General features: G+C 46.6%; 15 protein-coding genes, 11 tRNA genes and 1 pseudogene. 7 read left to right on the forward strand and 20 right to left on the reverse strand.

Going from position 1 to position 21,612, the window contains the following annotated elements:
- The 7 genes from hflK to tsaE all read right to left on the reverse strand — a co-directional run bounded on the left by hflK (position 1) and on the right by tsaE (position 8,190).
- Entirely contained in the window at positions 1–1,206 is a 1,206-nt protein-coding gene (gene hflK / locus H735_RS27055) for an FtsH protease activity modulator HflK (protein WP_005438333.1), read from the reverse strand.
- A gap of 45 nt (positions 1,207–1,251) precedes the next feature.
- A complete protein-coding gene (gene hflX, locus H735_RS27060; RefSeq protein WP_005438331.1) occupies positions 1,252–2,541 on the reverse strand; it encodes a ribosome rescue GTPase HflX in 1,290 nt (429 codons plus the stop codon).
- A 38-nt stretch (positions 2,542–2,579) separates the two neighbouring features.
- Positions 2,580–2,843 (reverse strand): RNA chaperone Hfq, encoded by a 264-nt coding sequence (gene hfq, locus H735_RS27065; RefSeq protein WP_005438329.1) that lies wholly within the window; start codon positions 2,841–2,843, stop codon positions 2,580–2,582.
- Between the two features lie 192 nt (positions 2,844–3,035).
- Complete coding sequence (miaA, locus tag H735_RS27070) at positions 3,036–3,968, reverse strand: tRNA (adenosine(37)-N6)-dimethylallyltransferase MiaA (protein ID WP_005438326.1); 933 nt, start codon at positions 3,966–3,968, stop codon at positions 3,036–3,038.
- Positions 3,965–5,983 (reverse strand): DNA mismatch repair endonuclease MutL, encoded by a 2,019-nt coding sequence (gene mutL / locus H735_RS27075; protein ID WP_020196232.1) that lies wholly within the window; start codon positions 5,981–5,983, stop codon positions 3,965–3,967. Before mutL ends, miaA begins: the two co-directional genes overlap by 4 nt.
- An 18-nt stretch (positions 5,984–6,001) precedes the next feature.
- Positions 6,002–7,732 carry a LysM peptidoglycan-binding domain-containing protein gene (locus H735_RS27080; protein ID WP_020196231.1) on the reverse strand — a complete coding sequence of 577 codons (1,731 nt, stop codon included), beginning with the start codon at positions 7,730–7,732 and terminating at the stop codon, positions 6,002–6,004.
- Positions 7,726–8,190 carry a tRNA (adenosine(37)-N6)-threonylcarbamoyltransferase complex ATPase subunit type 1 TsaE gene (gene tsaE, locus H735_RS27085; RefSeq protein WP_005438321.1) on the reverse strand — a complete coding sequence of 155 codons (465 nt, stop codon included), beginning with the start codon at positions 8,188–8,190 and terminating at the stop codon, positions 7,726–7,728. The genes H735_RS27080 and tsaE overlap by 7 nt, the downstream gene beginning before the upstream one ends.
- 284 nt (positions 8,191–8,474) lie before the next feature.
- Between tsaE and queG the strand changes: the two genes are divergently transcribed.
- Positions 8,475–9,602 carry a tRNA epoxyqueuosine(34) reductase QueG gene (queG, locus tag H735_RS27090; RefSeq protein ID WP_020196230.1) on the forward strand — a complete coding sequence of 376 codons (1,128 nt, stop codon included), beginning with the start codon at positions 8,475–8,477 and terminating at the stop codon, positions 9,600–9,602.
- Between the two features lie 528 nt (positions 9,603–10,130).
- Here the strand turns inward: queG and H735_RS27095 are convergent.
- The 12 genes from H735_RS27095 to orn form a co-directional block, all read right to left on the reverse strand.
- Positions 10,131–10,207, reverse strand: a tRNA-Met gene (locus H735_RS27095).
- A 155-nt stretch (positions 10,208–10,362) separates the two neighbouring features.
- Positions 10,363–10,438: transfer RNA gene (locus H735_RS27100), tRNA-Gly, on the reverse strand.
- Positions 10,439–10,472: 34 nt separating this feature from the next.
- Positions 10,473–10,548: transfer RNA gene (locus tag H735_RS27105), tRNA-Gly, on the reverse strand.
- A gap of 17 nt (positions 10,549–10,565) precedes the next feature.
- Positions 10,566–10,642: transfer RNA gene (locus H735_RS27110), tRNA-Met, on the reverse strand.
- Positions 10,643–10,681: 39 nt separating this feature from the next.
- Positions 10,682–10,757: transfer RNA gene (locus H735_RS27115), tRNA-Gly, on the reverse strand.
- Between the two features lie 18 nt (positions 10,758–10,775).
- Positions 10,776–10,852: transfer RNA gene (locus H735_RS27120), tRNA-Met, on the reverse strand.
- Between the two features lie 39 nt (positions 10,853–10,891).
- Positions 10,892–10,967, reverse strand: a tRNA-Gly gene (locus H735_RS27125).
- 2 nt (positions 10,968–10,969) lie between these two features.
- Positions 10,970–11,046 (reverse strand) — tRNA-Met (locus H735_RS27130).
- A gap of 39 nt (positions 11,047–11,085) precedes the next feature.
- Positions 11,086–11,161 (reverse strand) — tRNA-Gly (locus H735_RS27135).
- 18 nt (positions 11,162–11,179) lie between these two features.
- Positions 11,180–11,256, reverse strand: a tRNA-Met gene (locus H735_RS27140).
- Between the two features lie 42 nt (positions 11,257–11,298).
- A tRNA-Gly gene (locus tag H735_RS27145) sits at positions 11,299–11,374 on the reverse strand.
- Positions 11,375–11,530: 156 nt separating this feature from the next.
- The gene (gene orn / locus H735_RS27150; protein ID WP_020194841.1) at positions 11,531–12,076 is read right to left on the reverse strand and encodes an oligoribonuclease; all 546 of its coding nucleotides are present in this window, start codon (positions 12,074–12,076) and stop codon (positions 11,531–11,533) included.
- A 128-nt stretch (positions 12,077–12,204) separates the two neighbouring features.
- Here orn and rsgA point away from each other — a divergent pair, with 128 nt between their 5' ends.
- The 5 genes and pseudogenes from rsgA to H735_RS27175 all read left to right on the forward strand — a co-directional run bounded on the left by rsgA (position 12,205) and on the right by H735_RS27175 (position 19,009).
- Positions 12,205–13,269 (forward strand): small ribosomal subunit biogenesis GTPase RsgA, encoded by a 1,065-nt coding sequence (gene rsgA, locus H735_RS27155; protein ID WP_020194840.1) that lies wholly within the window; start codon positions 12,205–12,207, stop codon positions 13,267–13,269.
- Between the two features lie 116 nt (positions 13,270–13,385).
- Positions 13,386–14,243, forward strand: coding sequence for an archaetidylserine decarboxylase (gene asd, locus H735_RS27160; RefSeq protein WP_005443754.1), 858 nt, complete (start codon positions 13,386–13,388; stop codon positions 14,241–14,243).
- A gap of 175 nt (positions 14,244–14,418) precedes the next feature.
- Positions 14,419–15,834: an SLC13 family permease gene (locus H735_RS27165; protein ID WP_020194839.1), complete on the forward strand. Its 1,416-nt coding sequence runs from the start codon at positions 14,419–14,421 to the stop codon at positions 15,832–15,834.
- 286 nt (positions 15,835–16,120) lie between these two features.
- Positions 16,121–18,000: pseudogene (locus H735_RS27170) on the forward strand (methyl-accepting chemotaxis protein).
- A gap of 121 nt (positions 18,001–18,121) precedes the next feature.
- A complete protein-coding gene (locus H735_RS27175) occupies positions 18,122–19,009 on the forward strand; it encodes a DMT family transporter (protein ID WP_020194838.1) in 888 nt (295 codons plus the stop codon).
- Between the two features lie 135 nt (positions 19,010–19,144).
- On the opposite strand, the gene gpmM is transcribed toward H735_RS27175, so the two are convergent.
- Positions 19,145–20,677 (reverse strand): 2,3-bisphosphoglycerate-independent phosphoglycerate mutase, encoded by a 1,533-nt coding sequence (gene gpmM, locus H735_RS27180; RefSeq protein WP_020194837.1) that lies wholly within the window; start codon positions 20,675–20,677, stop codon positions 19,145–19,147.
- A 486-nt stretch (positions 20,678–21,163) separates the two neighbouring features.
- Here gpmM and H735_RS27185 point away from each other — a divergent pair, with 486 nt between their 5' ends.
- Entirely contained in the window at positions 21,164–21,598 is a 435-nt protein-coding gene (locus H735_RS27185) for a rhodanese-like domain-containing protein (protein ID WP_005425033.1), read from the forward strand.
- The last annotated feature ends 14 nt before the right edge of the window (positions 21,599–21,612 follow it).

Here is a 21,612-nt window from a genome sequence, read left to right on the forward strand (position 1 = left end):
TTAGTATCTCCCTTGACGTGTACCAGTTGAACGAGACTGCGAGCTCGAAGTGTCTTCTTGCGTACGCTCAGATTCCAATTGGATATGGTCGTACGTTGAAGTCGATTTCGATTTACGTTTAGTGTCTGTTTGACCATCTTGACCAGCCAACTTATCAATTGGAAGGTAAAGAAGGTTGCCGCTAGATTCAGAGTCAATCAGCACTTTAGATGTGCTTGAGTAAACTTCTTCCATCGCGTCTAGGTACAGACGGTCACGAGTTACACCCGGTGCCGCTAGGTATTCAGGTAGTAGTTTTTCAAACTGAGCTACTTGACCAAGTGCTTCGTTCGTTACACGCTCGTTGTAACCTTGTGCTTCTTTCTTCAAACGCTCTGCACGACCAGTTGCTTTAGGCAAGATTTCGTTCTTGTAAGCTTCTGCTTCACGGATGAAACGCTCTTCATCCTCACGTGCTGCGATTGCATCATCAAAGGCATCTTTAACTTGCTCTGGCGGACGTGCAGACTGGAAGTTGACGTCAACAATCACGATGCCCATATCGTAGCTATCGATGATTTGGTTCAGAGTTTCTTGTGTTGTTTGACGGATTTGCTGACGACCACTTGTTAGGATGCTATCCATCAGTGAGTCACCAATTACCGCACGTAGCGCAGAATCCGTTGCTTGACGTAAGCTGTCGTCCGCATTGGTTACGCGATATAGGTATTTGTATGGGTCAGCAACACGGTATTGAACGTCCATCGCTACCGTTACTACGTTTTCATCTTTAGTCAGCATTAGACCAGATGCACGTAGCGAACGAATCGCTTGCACGTTAACCGCTTCGTATTCGTCGATAAAACGAGGACGCCAGTTCAGACCAGGGTCTACGATACGGTCGTATTTACCTAAACGCAGCACGACACCGCGCTCTGCTTCACCGATGGTGTAAAAGCCAGCGAAGAACCACACCGCAATCGCGATAACTGCAATGACACCAAAGCCAATCGCACTACCACCACCGCCGATAGGTGAACCACCACCGCCGCCTTTTTTACCAAATTTGCCACCCAGCTTTTGACTCAGTTTGCTGAACACTTCATCTAAATCTGGCGGACCTTGATCTCGGCCACCAGGACGCTGGCCACCACGATTATTATTACCCCAAGGGTCATTATCGCGGCCATTGTTGCCGTTGTTATTTCCAGGCTCATTCCACGCCATTAGAAAGCTCCATCATTTGATATGACGTTATACTGTAGCAGTCCTTTAAGTGACTATAAAGTCGACTAAAACTGCCCCTTCTCTTTTTTCAAGTCTAGACCAATCTACCTGTTGCATTCGAATATTGATCAACAAGTTACCTTCCTGGTCATATTCCTCACGTTGAATACACTTCATTTGGAAGAATGTACTACGGAATCGTCCTTGATACTGTGGAGGAATTCGCAACTGATGCTCAACCATTTGCGACGCTAAACGCTCGGTCAGCGCGTCAAACAGAAGATCAATGCCTAATCCGTCCATCGCGGAAACCCAGACCGTACGAGGCACGCCTTCCTCATCACGTTCTATACGTGGTTTCTGCTCTTCTAGATTGTCAATCTTGTTCATTACTACGAGTGTCGGCACTTCATGTGCGTCGATCTCTTCTAAAACTTCATGAACAGCTTGAATATTCTCACGAAAACGCTCGTCACTGGCATCAACAACATGTAACAAAATGTCAGCTTCTTGCGTTTCCTGCAAGGTTGCTTTGAAGGCCGCAACCAAATCGTGAGGCAGGTGTCGGATAAAACCAACGGTATCTGCAAGTATCGCAGGTCCTACGTCTGCTAACTCTATCTTACGTAAAGTTGGGTCAAGAGTAGCAAACAATTGATCTGCCGCGTAAACGCCAGCTTCTGTAATACGGTTGAAGAGTGTCGACTTACCCGCGTTGGTGTAGCCCACGAGAGAAATCGTTGGGATCTCTGCTCTGTTTCGGGCACGGCGCCCTTGTTCACGCTGCTTCGCGACTTTTTCAAGACGACGAAGGATAGCTTTGATTCTGTCACGCAATAAACGACGGTCGGTTTCTAACTGGGTTTCACCTGGCCCACGTAGACCGATGCCGCCTTTCTGCCTTTCAAGGTGCGTCCAACCGCGAATCAAACGAGTAGAAATATGACGAAGTTGAGCTAGCTCGACTTGCAGCTTACCTTCGTGTGTTCGTGCTCGTTGAGCAAAGATATCGAGGATGAGACCGGTGCGGTCGAGGACTCGACATTTGCACAGCGCTTCGAGGTTACGTTCTTGGGCAGGAGAGAGGGAGTGATTAAAAATCACAATTTCAGCGCCAGTTAATTGTACCGCAGTAGCAATTTCTTGCGCCTTACCCTCTCCGACATAGTATTTCGGGTGTGGGGATTGACGACTGCCAGTCACAACTTGCAGCGCCTCTACCCCAGCGGAAGAAACCAGCATTTCGAATTCAGCCAGATCTTCCCATTCACCTTCTTGCGTGAAGTTGATATGAACAAGTACGGCTCGCTCACCGGATTCATAACGGTCAAACAAGCAATCAACTCCTTATTTTTGCAATACTAAATGAAGAATTAATCTTCAGATTTCTCTTGTGGACGATCACCTTGAGGACGATCACCACTGTGGTGGCTCACTGGGCGAGCCGGAACAACGGTAGAGATTGCGTGCTTGTACACCATTTGATTTACAGTGTTTTTCAGCAGGATCACGAATTGATCGAAAGATTCGATCTGACCTTGTAGTTTAATACCGTTCACAAGGTAGATAGATACCGGGATACGCTCACGACGTAGCGCATTTAGGAATGGGTCTTGTAGAGATTGCCCCTTAGCCATTTTATTTTCCTTATTTAATTTGTAGTTGTAATTATTTAGCTAGTGGTGCAATGCAAAAGATACTGCTTTTGCATCTGAGCTAAACGAATCAAAATGCACCCTAAGTAATTAGCAGCATAGTATAAAAACCGCCAATAACAGATCCTTTGAGAGTGCGTTCACGCAAAAACGATCACATTATACACAGCTATCTCAATCAGATGCTATTGCTTCTGACATAGTTTCAAGTGCCTGTTCAATGTTATCGCTATCCAACCAAGTTAAATCATTCCAGCTGCGTAACCAGGTGATTTGACGCTTGGCCAATTGACGAGTTGCACAGATGCCACGAAAAACGGCTTCGTCGCGGGTGCAGTCCCCGTCTAAGTACTCCCACATCTGTCTGTAGCCCACGCAACGGATAGAAGGAAGATCAGGGTGAAGATCTTTGCGCGCATACAACGCTTTCATTTCTTCTTCAAAACCCGCTTCCATCATCTTATCGAAACGCAGCTCAATTCGACGGTGAAGTTCTGCCCTGTCCTTGGGAGCTATTGCAAACTGTTTGACTCGGTAAGGCAAGCTGTCGCCTTTCGTTTGAGTCAACTCAGTAAGAGTTTTACCTGAAATGCGGAATACTTCCAATGCCCTAGATAAACGTTGAGGATCGTTTGGATGAATTCTCGCAGCTGATACAGGATCAATCTCTTTCAGCTCATCGTGCAACACCGACCAACCTTTAGTCAATGCCTCTTGCTCAATTTGCTGACGAATTTCAGGATTTGCAGCAGGAAGAGGTGATAAGCCTTCAAGTAACGCTTTGTAGTACAGCATTGTTCCGCCGACTAATAACGGAATTTTTCCTTCTGCAACAATGTCATCCATTGCCTGTAGTGCATCACGACGGAAGTCCGCCGCAGAGTATGATTCGCTCGGGTCAAGAATATCAATGAGACGATGCGGCGCTAGACTAAGCTCTCGCTCATCTGGCTTTGCAGTGCCGATATTCATGTCTTTGTAGATCAACGCCGAGTCCACGCTGATGATCTCAACTGGGTATCTCTGGCGAAGTCGAATCGCTAGCTCTGTTTTACCTGATGCTGTTGGCCCCATTAAAAATAGCGCCAAAGGTAGTTTGTCTGTCATGGTCTTAATTTGGCAATCGTGGCAGAGAAATCAACAGCAGACACAAATTTTGTATCTTCTAATGGCAATTGACCATGTCTTAGCTGTTCAAGTTCCGCAATAATTTGAATGGCTTCGGAAAGAGTATAGTGGCTCTTAACGGTAGTGACCTGCAAAGCAAGCCAATCTATCAGCTCTAATAACAGCTGAACCGTTGCCACCTCTCCTCTCACGCGAGTTTGCGCGTAAGATAACAGATCTGGTATCAAATTTTGTAAGTTTTGTTGACGCAGTGGTGATGGCACGCCCATGACCATTAAAGCTTTGTCATTTCGAGCTTTCAGTTGAATGCCCAACTGCGCAAAATCTTGCTGATAATCGCGCGCAAGCTCAACTAATTCCGGCTCCAACTTAACGGATAATGGAACCAACAGTGGCTGAGCTTTTAACGCTCCGTCGCTTGGTGTTAGCTGACCTTTGGTCCGATAAAACTCCGCTCTTGGCAACGCGACCAAAGCAGCGCCACTGTCGCTGCTCATCAAGACAAACTGCTCGTCCACCACAGCCAGCGCTTTACTTAATGCCGTAACTGGCGGTAAAGCAGCTTCTGCCGATGTGCTAACTGACGCTTTTGGAGCTTCTTTTTTAGGCTCAAAATCTGGCGTTTGAAGCAATTCATGATAAGCGCGCACTTCTTGTTTACTTGGCGCAGGCTCAGCATGACGTTGTTCTCTGTTAGAACTTGGTTTAGGCGCAGGTTTTGATTCAACCCAATCTGTTCGTCTGAAAGAATCTGTCGGACGTGCTTCTCGCACAGAAGAATCACTTGGTGCCCTATCGAGAGGTTTCGATTCATAGTCTGAACGCCCCGGATAAGCTGGAGTGTTATCAATCGCTTGATAGACATGCTCTGGCACAGGAGAATTCACAGGCTCTGGTGCGCTGAGTGGTTCTTGATTTGCCGTGCTCGCCTCAAAAGATTCAACAGGGTCGGCATGGTGGAACGCGGACTCGTTGACGTGGGGCTTATCAATCACCGAGCTTTGCGCAAGCGCATCTGCCAAAGCTTGATAGATAAAGTCATGCACTAAGCGGGCTTGATGGAAACGCACTTCATGCTTAGCAGGGTGCACGTTAACATCCACTTGGTGCGGGTCGAGCTCAATAAACAAGACATACGCGGCGAACTGATCCGGCTTTAAGCTGGTTTCATAGCTTTGACGAATCGCGTGATTGATCAATTTGTCACGCATCATACGCCCATTCACGTAACAGTACTGTAGGTCGCTCTGCTGTCTCGCCCCTTCTGGCGTGGTAATCCAACCATGAAGCTTGAGACCTTGATGCTCCAATTCGATGCGCAGCATATTACGCACAAAAGCATTGCCACATACCGCAGTAATGCGCTTTTCAGTTTGAAGCTGGTTCTTTGCCGCGCGGTATTGGCGAATCATTTTGCCGTTGTGGCGCACATTGATAGTGACATCAAAGCGACTTAACGCAATGCGCTTTAGCAGCTCGTCGATGTGAGCAAATTCGGTTTTCTCAGTGCGGAGGAATTTACGGCGTGCGGGCGTATTAAAGAACAGATCTAAGACTTCAACCGAAGTACCGATTGGGTGTGCCGTCGGCTGAAGCTTAACCTTCATGTCACGCCCTTCCGAGTAGGCACTCCACGCTTGTTCTTGCGCTGCCGGGCGAGAAGTCATGGTTAAGCGCGACACAGAGCTAATACTCGCTAACGCCTCACCGCGGAATCCCAAACTCATGATGGCTTCTAGATCGTCCAATGTGTGGATCTTAGAAGTAGCATGGCGACTCAACGCCAGACCTAACTCATCTTTCACAATCCCTTTGCCGTTATCGCGCACGCGAATCAGCTTGGCGCCACCTTTCTCGATATCAATATCAATACGAGTCGCGCCAGAGTCGAGACTGTTCTCTACCAGTTCTTTCACGACAGAGGCGGGTCTTTCAACCACTTCCCCTGCCGCGATTTGGTTTGCCAGTCGAGCTGGCAAAATCTTGATGGTCATGATGAGTTATCAGCTCACTTATTTGTTTGGAATGATCAGCACCTGCCCAACCGCTAGTTCATCAGAACGTAAGTTGTTCGCCTTACGAATACTTGACACGCTAACGCCATGCTTCGATGCAATCTTACCTAGGTATTCACCGCGAGCAACCTTGTGCTTGCGGATTGGTTTGTCTTTCACTGCGACAGTGATCTTCAACTTCTGGCCAACCCAAACCGTATCTGATTTCAGATTGTTCTCACGGCGAATATCCGCAATTTTCACTTTGTAGTGACTGGCAATCTTGCCAAGGAACTCTCCGGATTTAACCGTGTGTGTGATCGTCTCAGTTTCAACGGTATTTGGCTTGTTCGGAACAGAAACCGACGCCGCACCAGAACCAGGAATTTTCAATTTTTGACCAACCGCCAGACCACTCGATTTAAGCTTGTTCGCGCTCATGATTGCTTTGGTCGACGTACCGTATTTCTGAGCAATAACTGACAACGACTCACCACGTTTCACAGTATGAATCGATGGCTTAGCAGAAGACGAGAACACCGTGCCCTCTGGCGGGTTATCTTTCAGATATTGTACAACTGCTTTAGTGATAGCACGTGCTAGCTTGTCTTGGTGCGCACGTTGGAACAATAACTTCTCTTCCGTTGGATTCGAGATAAAACCTGTTTCAACCAGAACTGAAGGGATTTGCGGAGAACGCAGAACCGCCAAGCTGGTATTGATTGGCTTCGAGTTATGCAAACGAGCAACTTTACCCATCTCGCCAAGAATGTTGGTAGCTAGCTTATAGCCTTCTTTCTGCGAATGGCTAAACTGAAGATCCAACAATGTTTGATTCACGTTACGATCATTGGTGTTGCTAACAAACGCCGTACCCGATCCGCCGAGCAACTCAGATTGTCTCTCGTGGTTTTCAACCCAACGTGAAATTTCTGTGTTTGCACGACGAGTATTCAATACAAATACCGAACCACCACGAGGTTTTGGAGAGGTGAACGCATCAGCGTGAATCGAAATTAGCAGGTGCGCATTGTTCTCACGCGCAATCGCCACACGACGGTTGAGGTTAACAAAGTAGTCACCGTTACGAGTCATACGAGTTTTGATACCTGGAACCGCATCTAACTGAGCCGAGATCTTACGAGAAATGCTCAGCACCGCATCCTTTTCATATTTACGACGCGATGGACCGATTGAACCAGGGTCTTCACCACCATGACCAGGGTCGATGACGATAAGAATCTCTTGTGCGCGCTTCACCGAGCTCATGTCTTTACTTGGTGTTGCTGGAGTACTTGGTTTCGGTGTACTGGTTGCTGCTGTCGATGTCTTCGCGCCATGTGGCAAGTCAATAACCAAACGGTGGCCATACTGCCCAGCCGGCGTTGGCTTTAGCGTGAAGAGTTCAGCTTTAACGTTCTTTTTGAGCTCAAATACCAGACGGTATGTACCTTTGCTCGGAGGAGAACTCTTACGAACCCGCTTTAGAACCGGACTGTCAGTTACGGTCACTGGTAATTTGGCTTGCATCGTGGTGTTTTTAATATCCACGACTAAGCGGTCTGGTCCAGACAGAGAAAAATAGGAATAATCTGCTTCCGAGCTCAAATCGATGACGACACGAGTCTCATCTGGTGAAGGCCAAACTCGGAAACTTTTTACGACGTTAGCAAATGCTAAATTGGGGATGATAAGGAGAAAAGTGGCGACAAACGCCGCCACTACTCTAAATTTAGGAAGACTCAACATAGCTCCAATCGACTGAGTAACTGCACACCATATTCATTGTTCGCCGTTAGTTCGGCTACACGCTGCTCGCCTTGGTAACGAATGTCCACATCAAGATCTGGTTGTGGCAGCATTCCTTGCCCTTTCTCTGGCCATTCCACCAAACAAATCGCATCATCCGTGAAGTAGTCTCGAATCCCCATGAATTCCAACTCTTCCGGATCCGCCAATCGGTAAAGATCAAAATGGTAAACTTGCCACTTATCTAGCTGATAAGGTTCAACCAAAGTATAGGTCGGGCTTTTTACATTTCCTTGATGGCCAAGAGCACGGACAAAACCACGACTGAAGGTTGTTTTACCCGCACCCAGATCACCGTGCAGATAAATGGTGGTTTGTTGAGAACAAAGCTGAGCCAGTGCGGTGCCTAGTGCTACCGTTTCATGCTCATCTTTAAGATTAAATTGTTTCGTGCTCATTGATGTTTCTCTAACTAATGATCGTTGACTATATAAAAATCAAAAGAACAGGAATAGTAAACTGTGTTGGTTTTGAGAGACAAGCTCTCAAATGTCATATATGCGAAAAAATGACCAAAAAAGACAAATCCTAATTACCTGATTCTATTGAATGCATAAGGAAAATTGCTCATGCCCACGTCAACTTTTGCTGACTTTGTTTCAAAATACTTATCTAGACTTTCTGGTAGCACCAATTCATAAGATCCGGTAAGATCCGCCCCCCTTTATCTCGGTGATAAAACATGAACTTCGAACAACTCGCTCAACAAATCAAAATTTGGGGTAAAGAGCTCGGCTTTCAGAAAGTCGGTATCTGCGATGTTGATCTTAGTGAACATGAAGCGGCTCTGCAAAAATGGCTTGATGCTGGCTATCACGGTTCAATGGATTGGATGGCTCGTCACGGCATGATGAGAGCCAGACCCAATGAACTTCTACCGGGAACCGTACGTGTCATCAGCGTGCGCATGGACTATCTGCCACCTGAAGCTAAGTTCGCTTCCAATTTGGCAAACAAAAACCATGCTTACATCAGTCGCTATGCGCTTGGTCGTGATTATCACAAGTTGGTGAGAAAGCAACTTAATAAACTTGGCAAACTTATTGAGCAAGAAGTCGGACAATATGGCTATCGCCCCTTTGTCGACTCAGCCCCTATCCTTGAACGCCCACTCGCTCAAAAAGCCGGGTTAGGCTGGACAGGTAAGCACTCACTCATTTTAGATAAAGACTGTGGTTCATGGTTCTTCCTTGGCGAATTACTTATCGACTTGCCATTACCCGTGGATGAACCAAGCGTCGATCAATGTGACAAGTGTAAAGCATGTATCACATCCTGTCCGACGCAAGCTATCGTTGACGATAAAATCGTAGATGCACGACGCTGTATCTCTTATCTCACTATCGAATTTGATGGTGTTATCCCTGAAGAGTTCCGTAAACCAATGGGTAACCGTATCTACGGATGCGACGATTGTCAGTTAGTTTGTCCATGGAACCGATACGCGGAAGTTACCGTTCAAGAAGACTTTCACCGCCGTGATAGTTTTGAAGACCCAGATCTCATTACTATGTTCAATTGGGATGAAGCAACGTTCCTTAAACAAATGGAAGGGTCTGCGATCCGCCGAATTGGCCACTTACAATGGTTGCGTAATATTTCTGTCGCACTTGGTAATGCAGAATACAGCCAAAAGGCCATTGACGCCTTAGAGAGTCGTCGTGGTGAAAGTGAATTACTAGATGAACATATCAATTGGGCTCTAGAGCAGCAATTCAGCCAATTCCCTACCAATGAATCAGACTCTATCGAGACGAAGAAGAAACGCTTAATCAGAATCGTCGAAAAAGGCCTTCCAAGAGACGCCTAACGCGTAGCTCATATGCAAGAGATTGAAAACACTTTTTACATGTTCAATTCATGACCTTGTTCTCAATTCTGGAATGTGGAAAAAAAGTCAAGACTCGAAAGATTTCAGGGAAGAGAAAAAAGTTAAACACAACCTGAAGAAATGATTAGGATCAAAAAAATACAAATTAATGATCCTGATTTAACGCACCCGATCCGCAATAAAAGCAACTTTCCCCTTAAATAACATGCACTTATGTCGTAAAGGGGAATTTTTATTGTTGTCGCATAAAGAAAAGATCTTTCTTTGCAGCCCTTTAAACCCAAGCTGAAAACACTTTATCAACCAACTTATCCACAGAATGATATATGTGGATAACTCTGTTAATTAAAGAGCAGAAAGCACTCCGAACACCAGATAATTCGTTGCTCAGACAAGTCGTCTCATGTTTAAAACACAAACGAAATCGTCCGGCATCGACTGATGCGGATTAAAATATGATTTTCAGGGGTTCATGCTTCGCAGCATTATGAAAAGAGCGATGTGAATTGGTTGCGGGAGCCGGATTTGAACCGACGACCTTCGGGTTATGAGCCCGACGAGCTACCAAGCTGCTCCATCCCGCGTCCATGTATCACTGCTTTAAGCAGTAATAAGAATTGGAACGACACACGAAGTTCCCTATCCATAACAGAAAGGCGTAACCTCAACCTTGGTAAGTTTGCTCTGTAAACGAGCGAGTGTCGCAATTCACTGTTAAGCGCAATGAAAGCTATCAAACTGGAGCGACACACGAGGTTCGAACTCGTGACCTCAACCTTGGCAAGGTTGCGCTCTACCAACTGAGCTAATGTCGCATGTCACTGTTAAGCACAATGAGGACTATTAAATTGGAGCGACACACGAGGTTCGAACTCGTGACCTCAACCTTGGCAAGGTTGCGCTCTACCAACTGAGCTAGTGTCGCATATTCTCAAAGAGAATTGGTTGCGGGAGCCGGATTTGAACCGACGACCTTCGGGTTATGAGCCCGACGAGCTACCAAGCTGCTCCATCCCGCGTCCGTATTTCATTGTTAAGCACAATGAGAGCTATCAAACTGGAGCGACACACGAGGTTCGAACTCGTGACCTCAACCTTGGCAAGGTTGCGCTCTACCAACTGAGCTAGTGTCGCATATTCTCAAAAGAGAATTGGTTGCGGGAGCCGGATTTGAACCGACGACCTTCGGGTTATGAGCCCGACGAGCTACCAGGCTGCTCCATCCCGCGTCCGTATTTCATTGTTAAGCACAATGAGAGCTATCAAACTGGAGCGACACACGAGGTTCGAACTCGTGACCTCAACCTTGGCAAGGTTGCGCTCTACCAACTGAGCTAGTGTCGCATTGGTTGCGGGAGCCGGATTTGAACCGACGACCTTCGGGTTATGAGCCCGACGAGCTACCAAGCTGCTCCATCCCGCGTCCGTGTTTCATTGTTAAGCACAATGAGAGCTATTAAATTGGAGCGACACACGAGGTTCGAACTCGTGACCTCAACCTTGGCAAGGTTGCGCTCTACCAACTGAGCTAGTGTCGCATATTCTCAAAAGAGAGTTGGTTGCGGGGGCCGGATTTGAACCGACGACCTTCGGGTTATGAGCCCGACGAGCTACCAAGCTGCTCCACCCCGCGTCCGTAATTCACCATTTGAGGCATGATGAACGCCTTTTAATTTGGAGCGACACACGAGGTTCGAACTCGTGACCTCAACCTTGGCAAGGTTGCGCTCTACCAACTGAGCTAGTGTCGCATCAACAACGTTTCCGTCGTTCAGGGCTGCGAATTATAAGAGCATTTTTTTGTGATGCAAGTCCTTCGTTCAAAAAAACTTTATTTTTTTACCAACAGATGAAAAAGCAAGCAAAACACTCATTAATTCCAACAATTTGGATCGCAGCCTTAACAGTTAGATCTTAAAGATCGTTTCGCGGTAGTACTTTAGCTCAGCAATCGACTCACGGATATCATCCAATGCCAGATGCGTGCCCTGCTTCGAAAAACCGTCTAACACTTCTGGTTTCCAGCGGCGAGTCAGCTCTTTTAGCGTACTCACGTCCAAATAGCGGTAGTGGAAGTATTCTTCCAACTCAGGCATATGTTTGTACAAGAATCGACGGTCCTGACCAATGCTGTTACCACAAATTGGAGAAACGCCCTTTGGTACCCATTTTTCGAGAAACTCAATGGTCTGCGCAACAGCATCTTGCTCTAAAATTTGGCTGTTTTGAACACGCTCAACCAAACCACTTGCCGTATGTGTATTAGTACACCAGTCGTCCATCTTAGCCAATTCTTCTTCTGGCTGATGGACAGCAAGAACAGGACCTTCAGCCAAAATATTCAATTCACTATCCGTAACGATAGAAGCAATTTCGATGATTTTATGCGTTTCAGGATCGAGGCCTGTCATCTCTAAATCCACCCAAATCAGGTTTTGATCGCTAAAGGACATGATTACGCCGCCTATTTGTTTATCGATAAAAGAGGTACTATACCTGAAAATACTTGAAACATGATACTCACTCGATTGACGAAGATTCCGTTTAATCAACTGAGTTAACTCACATTAAGTACAAGATTGTGGCAAAAAAGAAAAAGTTAACCAAAGGTCAGGTGCGCCGCGTACGCAGCAACCAACAAAAACGCCTAAAGAAGCAAGAAGAGTCCATCCAGTGGGATGAGAACATGCTAGGCGCAAGTAAACAGGGTCTCGTTATCACTCGTTTCGGTCAGCACGCTGACATCGAAGATTTAGAAACTGGTGAAGTGCAGCGCTGTAACCTTCGTCGTGGTATCGAATCACTGGTATCAGGCGATCGCGTGCTATGGCGCGAAGGTCTTGAATCAATGGCTGGTATTTCTGGTGTTGTTGAAGCCGTTGAACCTAGAACATCCATGCTGACTCGCCCTGATTACTATGATGGTTTGAAACCCGTCGCCGCAAACATCGATCAAATGGTGATCGTTTCTTCGGTTTTGCCAGAGCTTTCACTCAACATCATCGACCGCTACCTAGTGGCGTCCGAAACACTGAACATTGCCCCGCTGTTGGTACTCAACAAAATCGACTTGCTTGCTGATGAAGATCGAGCAATGTACGAAGAGTGGCTAGAAGAATACAAACGTATTGGCTACAAAGTATTGTTTGTAAGTAAGCAGTCAGGCGAGGGCATTGCAGAACTTGAAGAGCAACTACGCGACCGTATCAACATCTTCGTTGGGCAATCTGGTGTAGGTAAATCAAGTCTAGTGAACGCGTTAATGCCAGAACTTGAGCAAGAAGTTGAAGAAGGCGAGATCTCTGAGAACTCAGGCTTGGGTCAACACACCACTACAGCTGCTCGCTTGTACCACATCCCTACTGGCGGCGATCTGATTGACTCTCCAGGGGTACGTGAATTTGGCCTGTGGCACTTAGAAGCAGAAGAAGTGACCAAAGCGTTCGTTGAATTCTGTCCTTATCTTGGTGGGTGTAAGTTCCGCGACTGTAAGCACAACGACGATCCTGGCTGTATCTTGCGAGAAGCCGTGGAAAAAGGTGAAGTGAGTGAAGTCCGTTTTGAAAACTACCATCGCATCCTAGAAAGCATGAGTGAAAACAAAGCAAACCGTCAGTACTCACGCAGCAAGAAAGCGGATCTGTAGCTGAGTTAAGACTGCAACTGTGTAAGAAATCATCACCTAATACTGACAAGCAGATTAAATTTCAGTAACATCACGCGCCCTAAAGCGAGAATCAAACAGAAGTATCGGAATTAAAGATGGACAAGATTAAAGTTGGACTGCAGTACTGGATCCCACAACATGGGTTAACACGCCTAGTGGGCAAACTGGCTTCAGCAGAGGCTGGCGGTCTAACAACAGCAATCATTCGCTGGTTTATCAAGCAATACAACGTGAACATGGATGAGGCGAAGCACTCCGATCCTAAACACTTCAAAACCTTCAATGAGTTCTTTGTACGTGAGCTAAAGGAAGGCGCACGCCCAATTGCTGAAGGCGATGCCGTGATTACTCACCCTGCGGACGCATGTGTAAGCCAATTCGGTCCAATTGAAGACGGCCAGCTTATCCAAGCTAAAGGTCATAACTTCTCGGCACAAGAATTACTTGGCGGTGACGCAAAACTGGCTGAAGAGTTCCAAGACGGCTCTTTCGCAACCTTGTACCTATCACCTCGTGATTACCACCGTGTGCATATGCCATGTGACGGTACGCTACGTCAGATGATTTACGTACCTGGTGACCTATTCTCGGTAAACCCATTAACCGCAGAGAACGTGCCAAACCTATTCGCACGTAACGAACGCGTAGTATGTATCTTTGATACTGAGTTTGGTCCAATGGCACAAGTACTGGTTGGTGCAACCATCGTAGGTAGCATCGAGCAAGTATGGGCTGGCACTATCACGCCACCACGTGGTAACTCGGTTTACAAATGGGATTACCCTGCAGAAGGCGATAAAGCAGTTATCTTGAAGAAAGGCGAGGAAATGGGTCGCTTCAAGCTTGGCTCAACCGTTATCAACCTGTTCGCAAAAGATGCTATCGCATTCGATGAAAGCATGGAAAATGGCAAGCCAACCGTAATGGGTACTCCTTACGCCCACCAGCAGTAAGCTTTTCCGCTCAAACTGATTTTAAAGCCTCCGCTCGCGGGGGCTTTTTTATTGACAAAAAGCAAAACTCTGTTCGAAATTTCGCCTCTCTTTTTCAAACTCGTACTTGCCTCTAAGTACCTAAAAGCGCAATCAATTATTCTGCGTTGAGGGATGATTATAAAAGGGGCTGCCAATGCCAAAGATAAGTGCGGACACACTGGTCAAGTTACTGGTGTGTTTTTTGATTCCACTCGGTGTCTTAATGATGCCGATAGATGCCATTCCAATTGACGATCTAACTTTAATTCAGCATCGTCTTCTGGCGATTTTCCTTCTCGCTGCACTACTTTGGGTTTTAGAACCGGTTCCCGTCTTCGCTACTTCGATTCTGATCATCGCTCTTGAATTGATCATGATATCGGACAAAGGCTTACACCTATTTCGCAATCCACCAGCGGGACATGATTTGGGTGAGTTGATTGCTTACACCGATATTTTCTCCGCTTTCTCCTCTCCCATCATCATCCTTTTCATGGGTGGTTTCGCACTCGCTATTGCGGCCTCTAAATACGAGCTTGATAACAACCTTGCTCGTGTGCTGCTCAAGCCGTTTGGCACTCAACCTAAGTTCATCATGTTAGGCTTAATGCTGATCACCGCCGTGTTCTCGATGTTTATGTCGAACACTGCGACGACCGTTATGATGCTGGCTCTCCTTGGTCCCATTGTTGCTTCAGCACCAAAAGGAGACTTAGGGATCAAAGCGCTGGTTTTGTGTATTCCTATTGCCGCTAATACGGGTGGTATCGCAACGCCAATCGGTACCCCGCCTAACGCGATTGCCTTGCAATATTTAACCGGAGAAAACAGCATCGATTTCTTATCTTGGATGATGATGGGCTTGCCTTTTGTCTTAGTGCAATTGACGCTAGCTTGGTTCTTATTGCAAAAGCTCTTCCCTTCTAGCGAACCAGAAATGAAGCTGCGTCTGGATGGCAAGTTCAAGAAGAGCTGGCGTGCGATCGTGGTTTACGTGACCTTCGCCATGACCATTCTGCTATGGATGACAACCAAAGTGCATGGCATGAATACCTATGTAGTCGCCATTATTCCACTCGCCGTATTCACGCTAACAGGCATCATGGGTAAAGAAGAGCTCAAGCTTATCAACTGGGATGTGTTATGGCTGGTTGCCGGTGGTATCGCCATTGGTATTGCGCTAGATAAAACCGGCTTGGCAGAAGCCCTCGCTCACGCAATAGATTATGAGTCCCTATCTCCATTTGCGGTCGTCGTTGCCCTATCGATCGTGTGTTGGCTAATGGCAAACTTTATGTCCAACACTGCCACCGCGAACTTGTTGATGCCGATTGCTGCAGCGATTGGGGCTTCTATGCCGAGCCTGGTTGCTATCGGTGGCCTACAAGGTTTGTTGGTTGTGGTCGCCTTCTCGGCATCGCTCGGTATGATTTTGCCAGTCTCTACACCACCTAACTCACTCGCTTACTCAACAGGATTAATTGAAAGCAAAGACATGGCAAAAGTCGGGGTGATTATCGGTTTGGTGGGCCTATTCATCGTCTATGGCGCTGTGATTATCTTGTTCTAACACGCTAACTTCGGGGTGGTTCACGCCACCCCAGATTCTTTCCTTCCAGCACTTTCAACCCACAGCGATATTTGCGAAATCTATATCGATTTTCGAATCTAGAAAAATCACTTTTATAATCAACATGTTGAATAAAAATCACGCTATTTATCTCAAGTTTTCACGTAAAACGTCGATAAATTAGCTACAGCCTTTCATGTAACTTTCAGTGCTTGAATCGTCTCACACCCTTTGAAGTCACGGCTCGTGACATTGATCTTTTTGTCTGTTTTATGAAGGTAAGGCAATGAGAAATACCATCAAACTTAAAATACAGATTGCGATTGCAGTCATTATCGCCATTGTTAGTGGCGTTCAAGCTTGGGTTTCCGTAAATCAACTGCGCGAAGAAACCACTTCTACCCTGAATCGAGAAATTCAAAACATCTCTCAATCGACCAACCGTTATATCAGCGATTGGCTGGCGATTCGCAGCGACATGATGCTCGCGAATGAAAACATCATCGCTGGCACTGATAACGCCGATCGCGAGATACTACTGACCAAGCGTGCTGGTAAGTTTTTATCGGTCTACGCTGGCTTCTCTGACGGCTCGATTGCCTACGGTGATAAATCTGAATCTTGGCCTTCTGACTATGATCCTCGCACTCGCCCTTGGTATCAAGATGCGATGGAGAAATCGGGGTTGATCATCACGGAGCCATACCAAGATTTCGATGGCAGCATTGTGGTTAGCTTTGCTAAGGCATTCAATCAAGGTAAAAAGGTGTACTTGCCGCTGACTTAGCAGTAACTGACATCATCAAAGAAGTCCTTAACATTCAGCTTGACAACGATGGCTTTGCGTTCCCAGTTGATGGCAACAACAACTTAGTGGCTTACAAAGATGAAAAGCTCAGCCAAAAACCGCTAACAGAACTCAACCCAGCCTTAACTCATAGCACGATGATGACGTTGGCCGGTGATGCGAAACTAGACACCATTCAATGGCCGAGCCAAGGCGATAAGCTGATTTACGTGGCTAAAGTGCCGAACACCGATTGGTCTTTAGGTATTGTGCAAGACAAACAAATGGCGTTTGCTTCTGTCTCTGAGCAAGTGACATTTACGGCTATTGCTTCGATTGTGTTGTACTTGATTATTGCGGCAATCAGCACTTACATCATCACTCGCCTACTGCAGCCACTTCAAACACTGTCTGATGCACTTTCAGAACTTTCTCAGGGCGAAGGCGATCTTACTCAACGCATCAAGATCGAGCGCATGGATGAGATTGGCGAACTTGCCACTCACGTGAACCAGTTCCTTGCTCAAATGCAGACCATGTTGAAGAGTATTGTTGAAAACAGTGAGCAACTTTCTGATCAGGCTAACCAAGCGAATGAGCTATCTGCGATGGCAGCGGGTCGTGTTGAACATCAGCAAAATGACGTCAACCAAATTGCTACAGCCATTCATGAGATGTCAGCGACAGCAGCAGAAGTAGCAAGTCATGCAGAGCTAACAGCAAGCGCTTCGCAAAACTCCGCATCTGCTTGTATGGAAGGGCAAAACGTTATCCAGAAAAACCGTGAAGCGATTGTCGAACTGGCTGAACAAGTCAGTGATGCTGCCAGCGTGATTTCAGAGCTAGAAGCAAACACGCAAAGCATCAACCAAATCCTATCGACGATCCAAGGCATTGCCGAACAAACTAACTTGTTGGCACTCAACGCAGCAATTGAAGCGGCTCGTGCCGGTGAGCAAGGTCGTGGTTTTGCCGTGGTTGCCGATGAGGTACGCGTGCTTAGCCAACGCACTCATGGTTCAACGGAAGAAATCCGCACTATGATCGAAACGTTGCAAAACAACACCAAGCTGGCGGTCAATAGCATGCAAACCAGTACCAGTTTGGCAGATACTAGCGTGGATTATGCTCAGCAAGCACACGACAGCTTAACCAGCATTACTAACTCGATCACTGAGATCAACGACATGGCAATGCAAATCGCAAGCGCTGCAGAAGAGCAACGCGCGGTAAGCGAAGACATCAGCCGCAACACACAAGGCATTAAAGACGATGCCGACATGATTGCCGAACAATCGCTTAAGAGCAGTGAAGGTGCACGCCAGATGTACGATACCGCCAATACGATGCGTGAGAACATCAGTCGCTTTAAAGTATAACCTCCCCATCAAAAGCAGCTCCACGAGCTGCTTTTTTATTAGCGATAAGGTGCTCTTTTATATCTCTATAAATTGATGCATATTAGAGCCTTACCCTGCTCTACAAGGATGTCTCGCAATCATGGATTATGAATGGCTGGCGCTATGCGCTGCTTTCCTATGGGCTGTTTCTAGCTTAATTTCTGTTGTTCCCGCTCAGCATCTTGGTGCGTTTGCCTATAGCCGTTGGCGTATGGGTTGTACCGCGGTAATCCTCTCCACAATGGCGTGGATAACGGGTGGCTGGCTCAGCGTATCGGCGGAACACATTACGCCGATGATGGCGTCCGGTTTGATTGGTATCTTTATTGGCGATACCGCGTTATTCGCTTGTTTGAACCGCATGGGGCCACGCCAAGCAGGTTTGTTGTTTTCTTGTCACGCCGTCTTCTCCGCCATTTTAGGTTACTTTCTATTTAGCGAAAGCATGACGGGTATGGAGCTGATTGGAGCCGCCTTAGTTTTTAGCGGTGTCGTCATGGCGATTTTCTACGGCCGACGCGGACAAGCCAGTAACACGCTAGAAGAGATCAAAGGTAATGTTTGGATTGGTGTCGGGCTCGGTTTAACTGCCGCTATGTGTCAGGCTCTGGGCGGCATCATCGCTAAACCTGTCATGCAAACCAGTGTCGATCCTGTCGCCGCTTCCGCGATTCGTATGATCAGTGCTTTCGTCGCACATTGCGCACTTTGGTTAATTGGCGCAAAAGTCGCTCGCGCGACTCAAACCATCACATGGAAAGTTTTTGGCATTACCGCATTAAACGGCTTTTTGGCCATGGCGGTGGGTATGACGTTGATTCTATATGCCCTGCGTGAGGGTAATGTCGGGATGGTGGCTCTACTTTCTTCAACAACGCCAATCATGTTGCTGCCATTGTTGTGGGTTTACACCAAGAAACGTCCGAATCGATTCGCTTGGTTTGGCGCAGCACTGGCGGTCATAGGCACTGGCATCCTAGTGCAATAGATCAGGTTCAATTAGGGGCTGTTGAGCTTAGTAACTGTTGAGCTCAGTAACTCACCGCCTTACCGAACACAGAATTACAGATACAAAAAAGCCCGAGTCGAACTCGGGCTTTTATCATTCTGAATCGTCAGTTAATTACTTAACTAGCACTTCACCAGACATTTCTGCAGGGATTTCTAGACCTGCTAGAGAAAGCATTGTTGGTGCAAGGTCAGACAGTTTACCGCCTTCTTTGAACTCAACCGCTTTGTCACCTACGTAGATTAGAGGTACTGGTAGGTTAGTGTGAGCAGTGTGGATGCCGCCCGTTTCTGGGTCGATCATCATCTCTGCGTTACCGTGGTCCGCAGTAATTAGCATTTGACCGCCAACTTCTTTGATTGCTTCAACCACTTTACCAACGCTTTCATCTAGTGCTTCGATAGCTTGCTCAGCCGCTTCGTAAACACCAGTGTGACCAACCATATCTGCGTTCGGGTAGTTACAGATGATAGTATCGAACTTACCAGACTTGATAGCAGCAACCATCTTCTCTGTTAGCTCTGGAGAGCTCATTTCTGGCTGCATGTCGTAAGTTGCTACTTTTGGAGAAGCAACAAGTTGACGCTCTTCACCTTCGAATTCGTTCTCAACACCACCGTTGAAGAAGAACGTTACGTGCGCGTATTTCTCTGTTTCAGAGATACGTAGCTGAGTTTGACCTTGCTTAGATAGCCACTCACCGTAAGTGTTTTCTAGAGACGCAGGTGGGAATGCGATAGCTAGAGGGATATCAGCCGCGTATTGAGTCAGCATCACGAAGTTGATTGCTGGGAATACAGCGCGCTCGAAGCCGTCAAATGCAGGAACGAATGCACGAGTGATTTGACGTGCACGGTCAGCACGGTAGTTCATGAAGATAACTGCATCGCCATCTTGCATGATTGCGTCTTCTTGACCTTCTGCTTTGATAGCTGTTGCTTTGACGAATTCGTCGTTTTCTTCACGAGCGTAAGCCGCTTCTAGACCTGCAACTGCCGTTTCTGCTGTGAATTCAGCTTTAGCTTGAGTTAGAAGATCGTAAGCAACTTGAACGCGATCCCAGTTGTTGTCACGGTCCATTGCGTAGTAACGACCCACTAGAGAAGCAACACGACCTTTACCTAGTTTTGCAAATAGGTCTTGGAAACGTTGTAGTGAGTTTTCAGCACTACGTGGGGGTGTGTCACGGCCGTCTAGGAAGCAGTGTAGGTAGATTTTCTCAGCGCCACGAGCTGCCGCCATTTCAACCGCTGCGTAGATGTGATCTTCGTGAGAGTGAACACCACCAGGAGACATAAGACCCATGATGTGTACAGCTTTCTCAGCTTTTACTGCAGAGTCGATAGCTTCAACTAGTGCTGCTGTTTCAGTGAATTCACCGTCAGCGATAGACTTAGTGATACGAGTTAGATCTTGGTATACAACGCGACCTGCACCGATGTTGGTGTGACCAACTTCTGAGTTACCCATTTGACCGTCAGGTAGACCTACGTCCATGCCTGAAGCAGAGATTAGAGTGTTAGGGTTGTTCGCAATTAGTGCATCCATTACTGGTGTTTTAGCATTTGCAATTGCGTTACTTGCTGTGTCTTCACGGTAACCGTAACCGTCAAGGATAACTAGAGCCAATGGCTTCTTAGCAGACATAGTGATGACCTCATCAAATTTAAGTAACTTTCGGTGTAGAGCTTCGCTGCTCTATCTAACCTTGAAACAAAACTAGCGTAATTTTACTACACTTTTTAACCAAAACTGTAGGTTAAGATCAAATAATGTTTGCGATTTATTGTTGCTATCTTACAAGTTAGCAAGCAATCCGACTCAGTCAGCAAACGTGTTCCACAAGCATAGTCACTTTCAAGACGCTTTGTACGACCACCGAAATACTTTGGTGAAAAACTTTTTGTTGTGACCCATTGTGCGCTTTTTCGACCAGAAGTGAAGTCAATTACGCCGATTGAATTGATAGGAGGAAGTGATAATAAGATTGCATGAATAGCGCATCAGAAAAGCCTTGGGGCAAGCGCGTAGATCTCAATTATTCGTTAGAAAGTTTTAACCCTCTCGCCTAAGACGGCTAACCCCGCTATACTCCTGCTTTATTTTTCCGCCAACATTGCAAGAGCTCAAGACATGCAAGAGTACATTGATTTTTTCCAACAGAACATGATTCTATCTTTGGTTTGGGTAGGTCTTCTTGTCGCATTTATCATGAACCTCGTGAAATCAGCGACAGCCGCATACAAAGAGATTAACGTAAACCAATTGACTCACCTTATGAACCGTGAAAACGGCGTTGTGGTGGATATCCGCTCTAAAGATGAGTTCAAACAAGGTCATATCACCGACGCACTTCACATTTTGCCGTCTGATATCAAAGCAGGTAACTTTGGTAGCCTTGAAAACCGTAAATCAGACCCAATCATTGTGGTATGCAAAACGGGTCAAACCGCTCAAGAAAGTGCAAACCTACTAGCTAAAGCAGGCTTCGAAAACGTAAGCCTACTGAAAAACGGTTTGATTGCATGGAACGAAGCGAACCTTCCACTAGTACGTGGTAAGAAATAAGGTCGCGGTAAAAC

Origin of the sequence: Vibrio owensii CAIM 1854 = LMG 25443 (assembly GCF_000817815.1) — a bacterium.
Lineage (GTDB): Bacteria > Pseudomonadota > Gammaproteobacteria > Enterobacterales > Vibrionaceae > Vibrio > Vibrio owensii.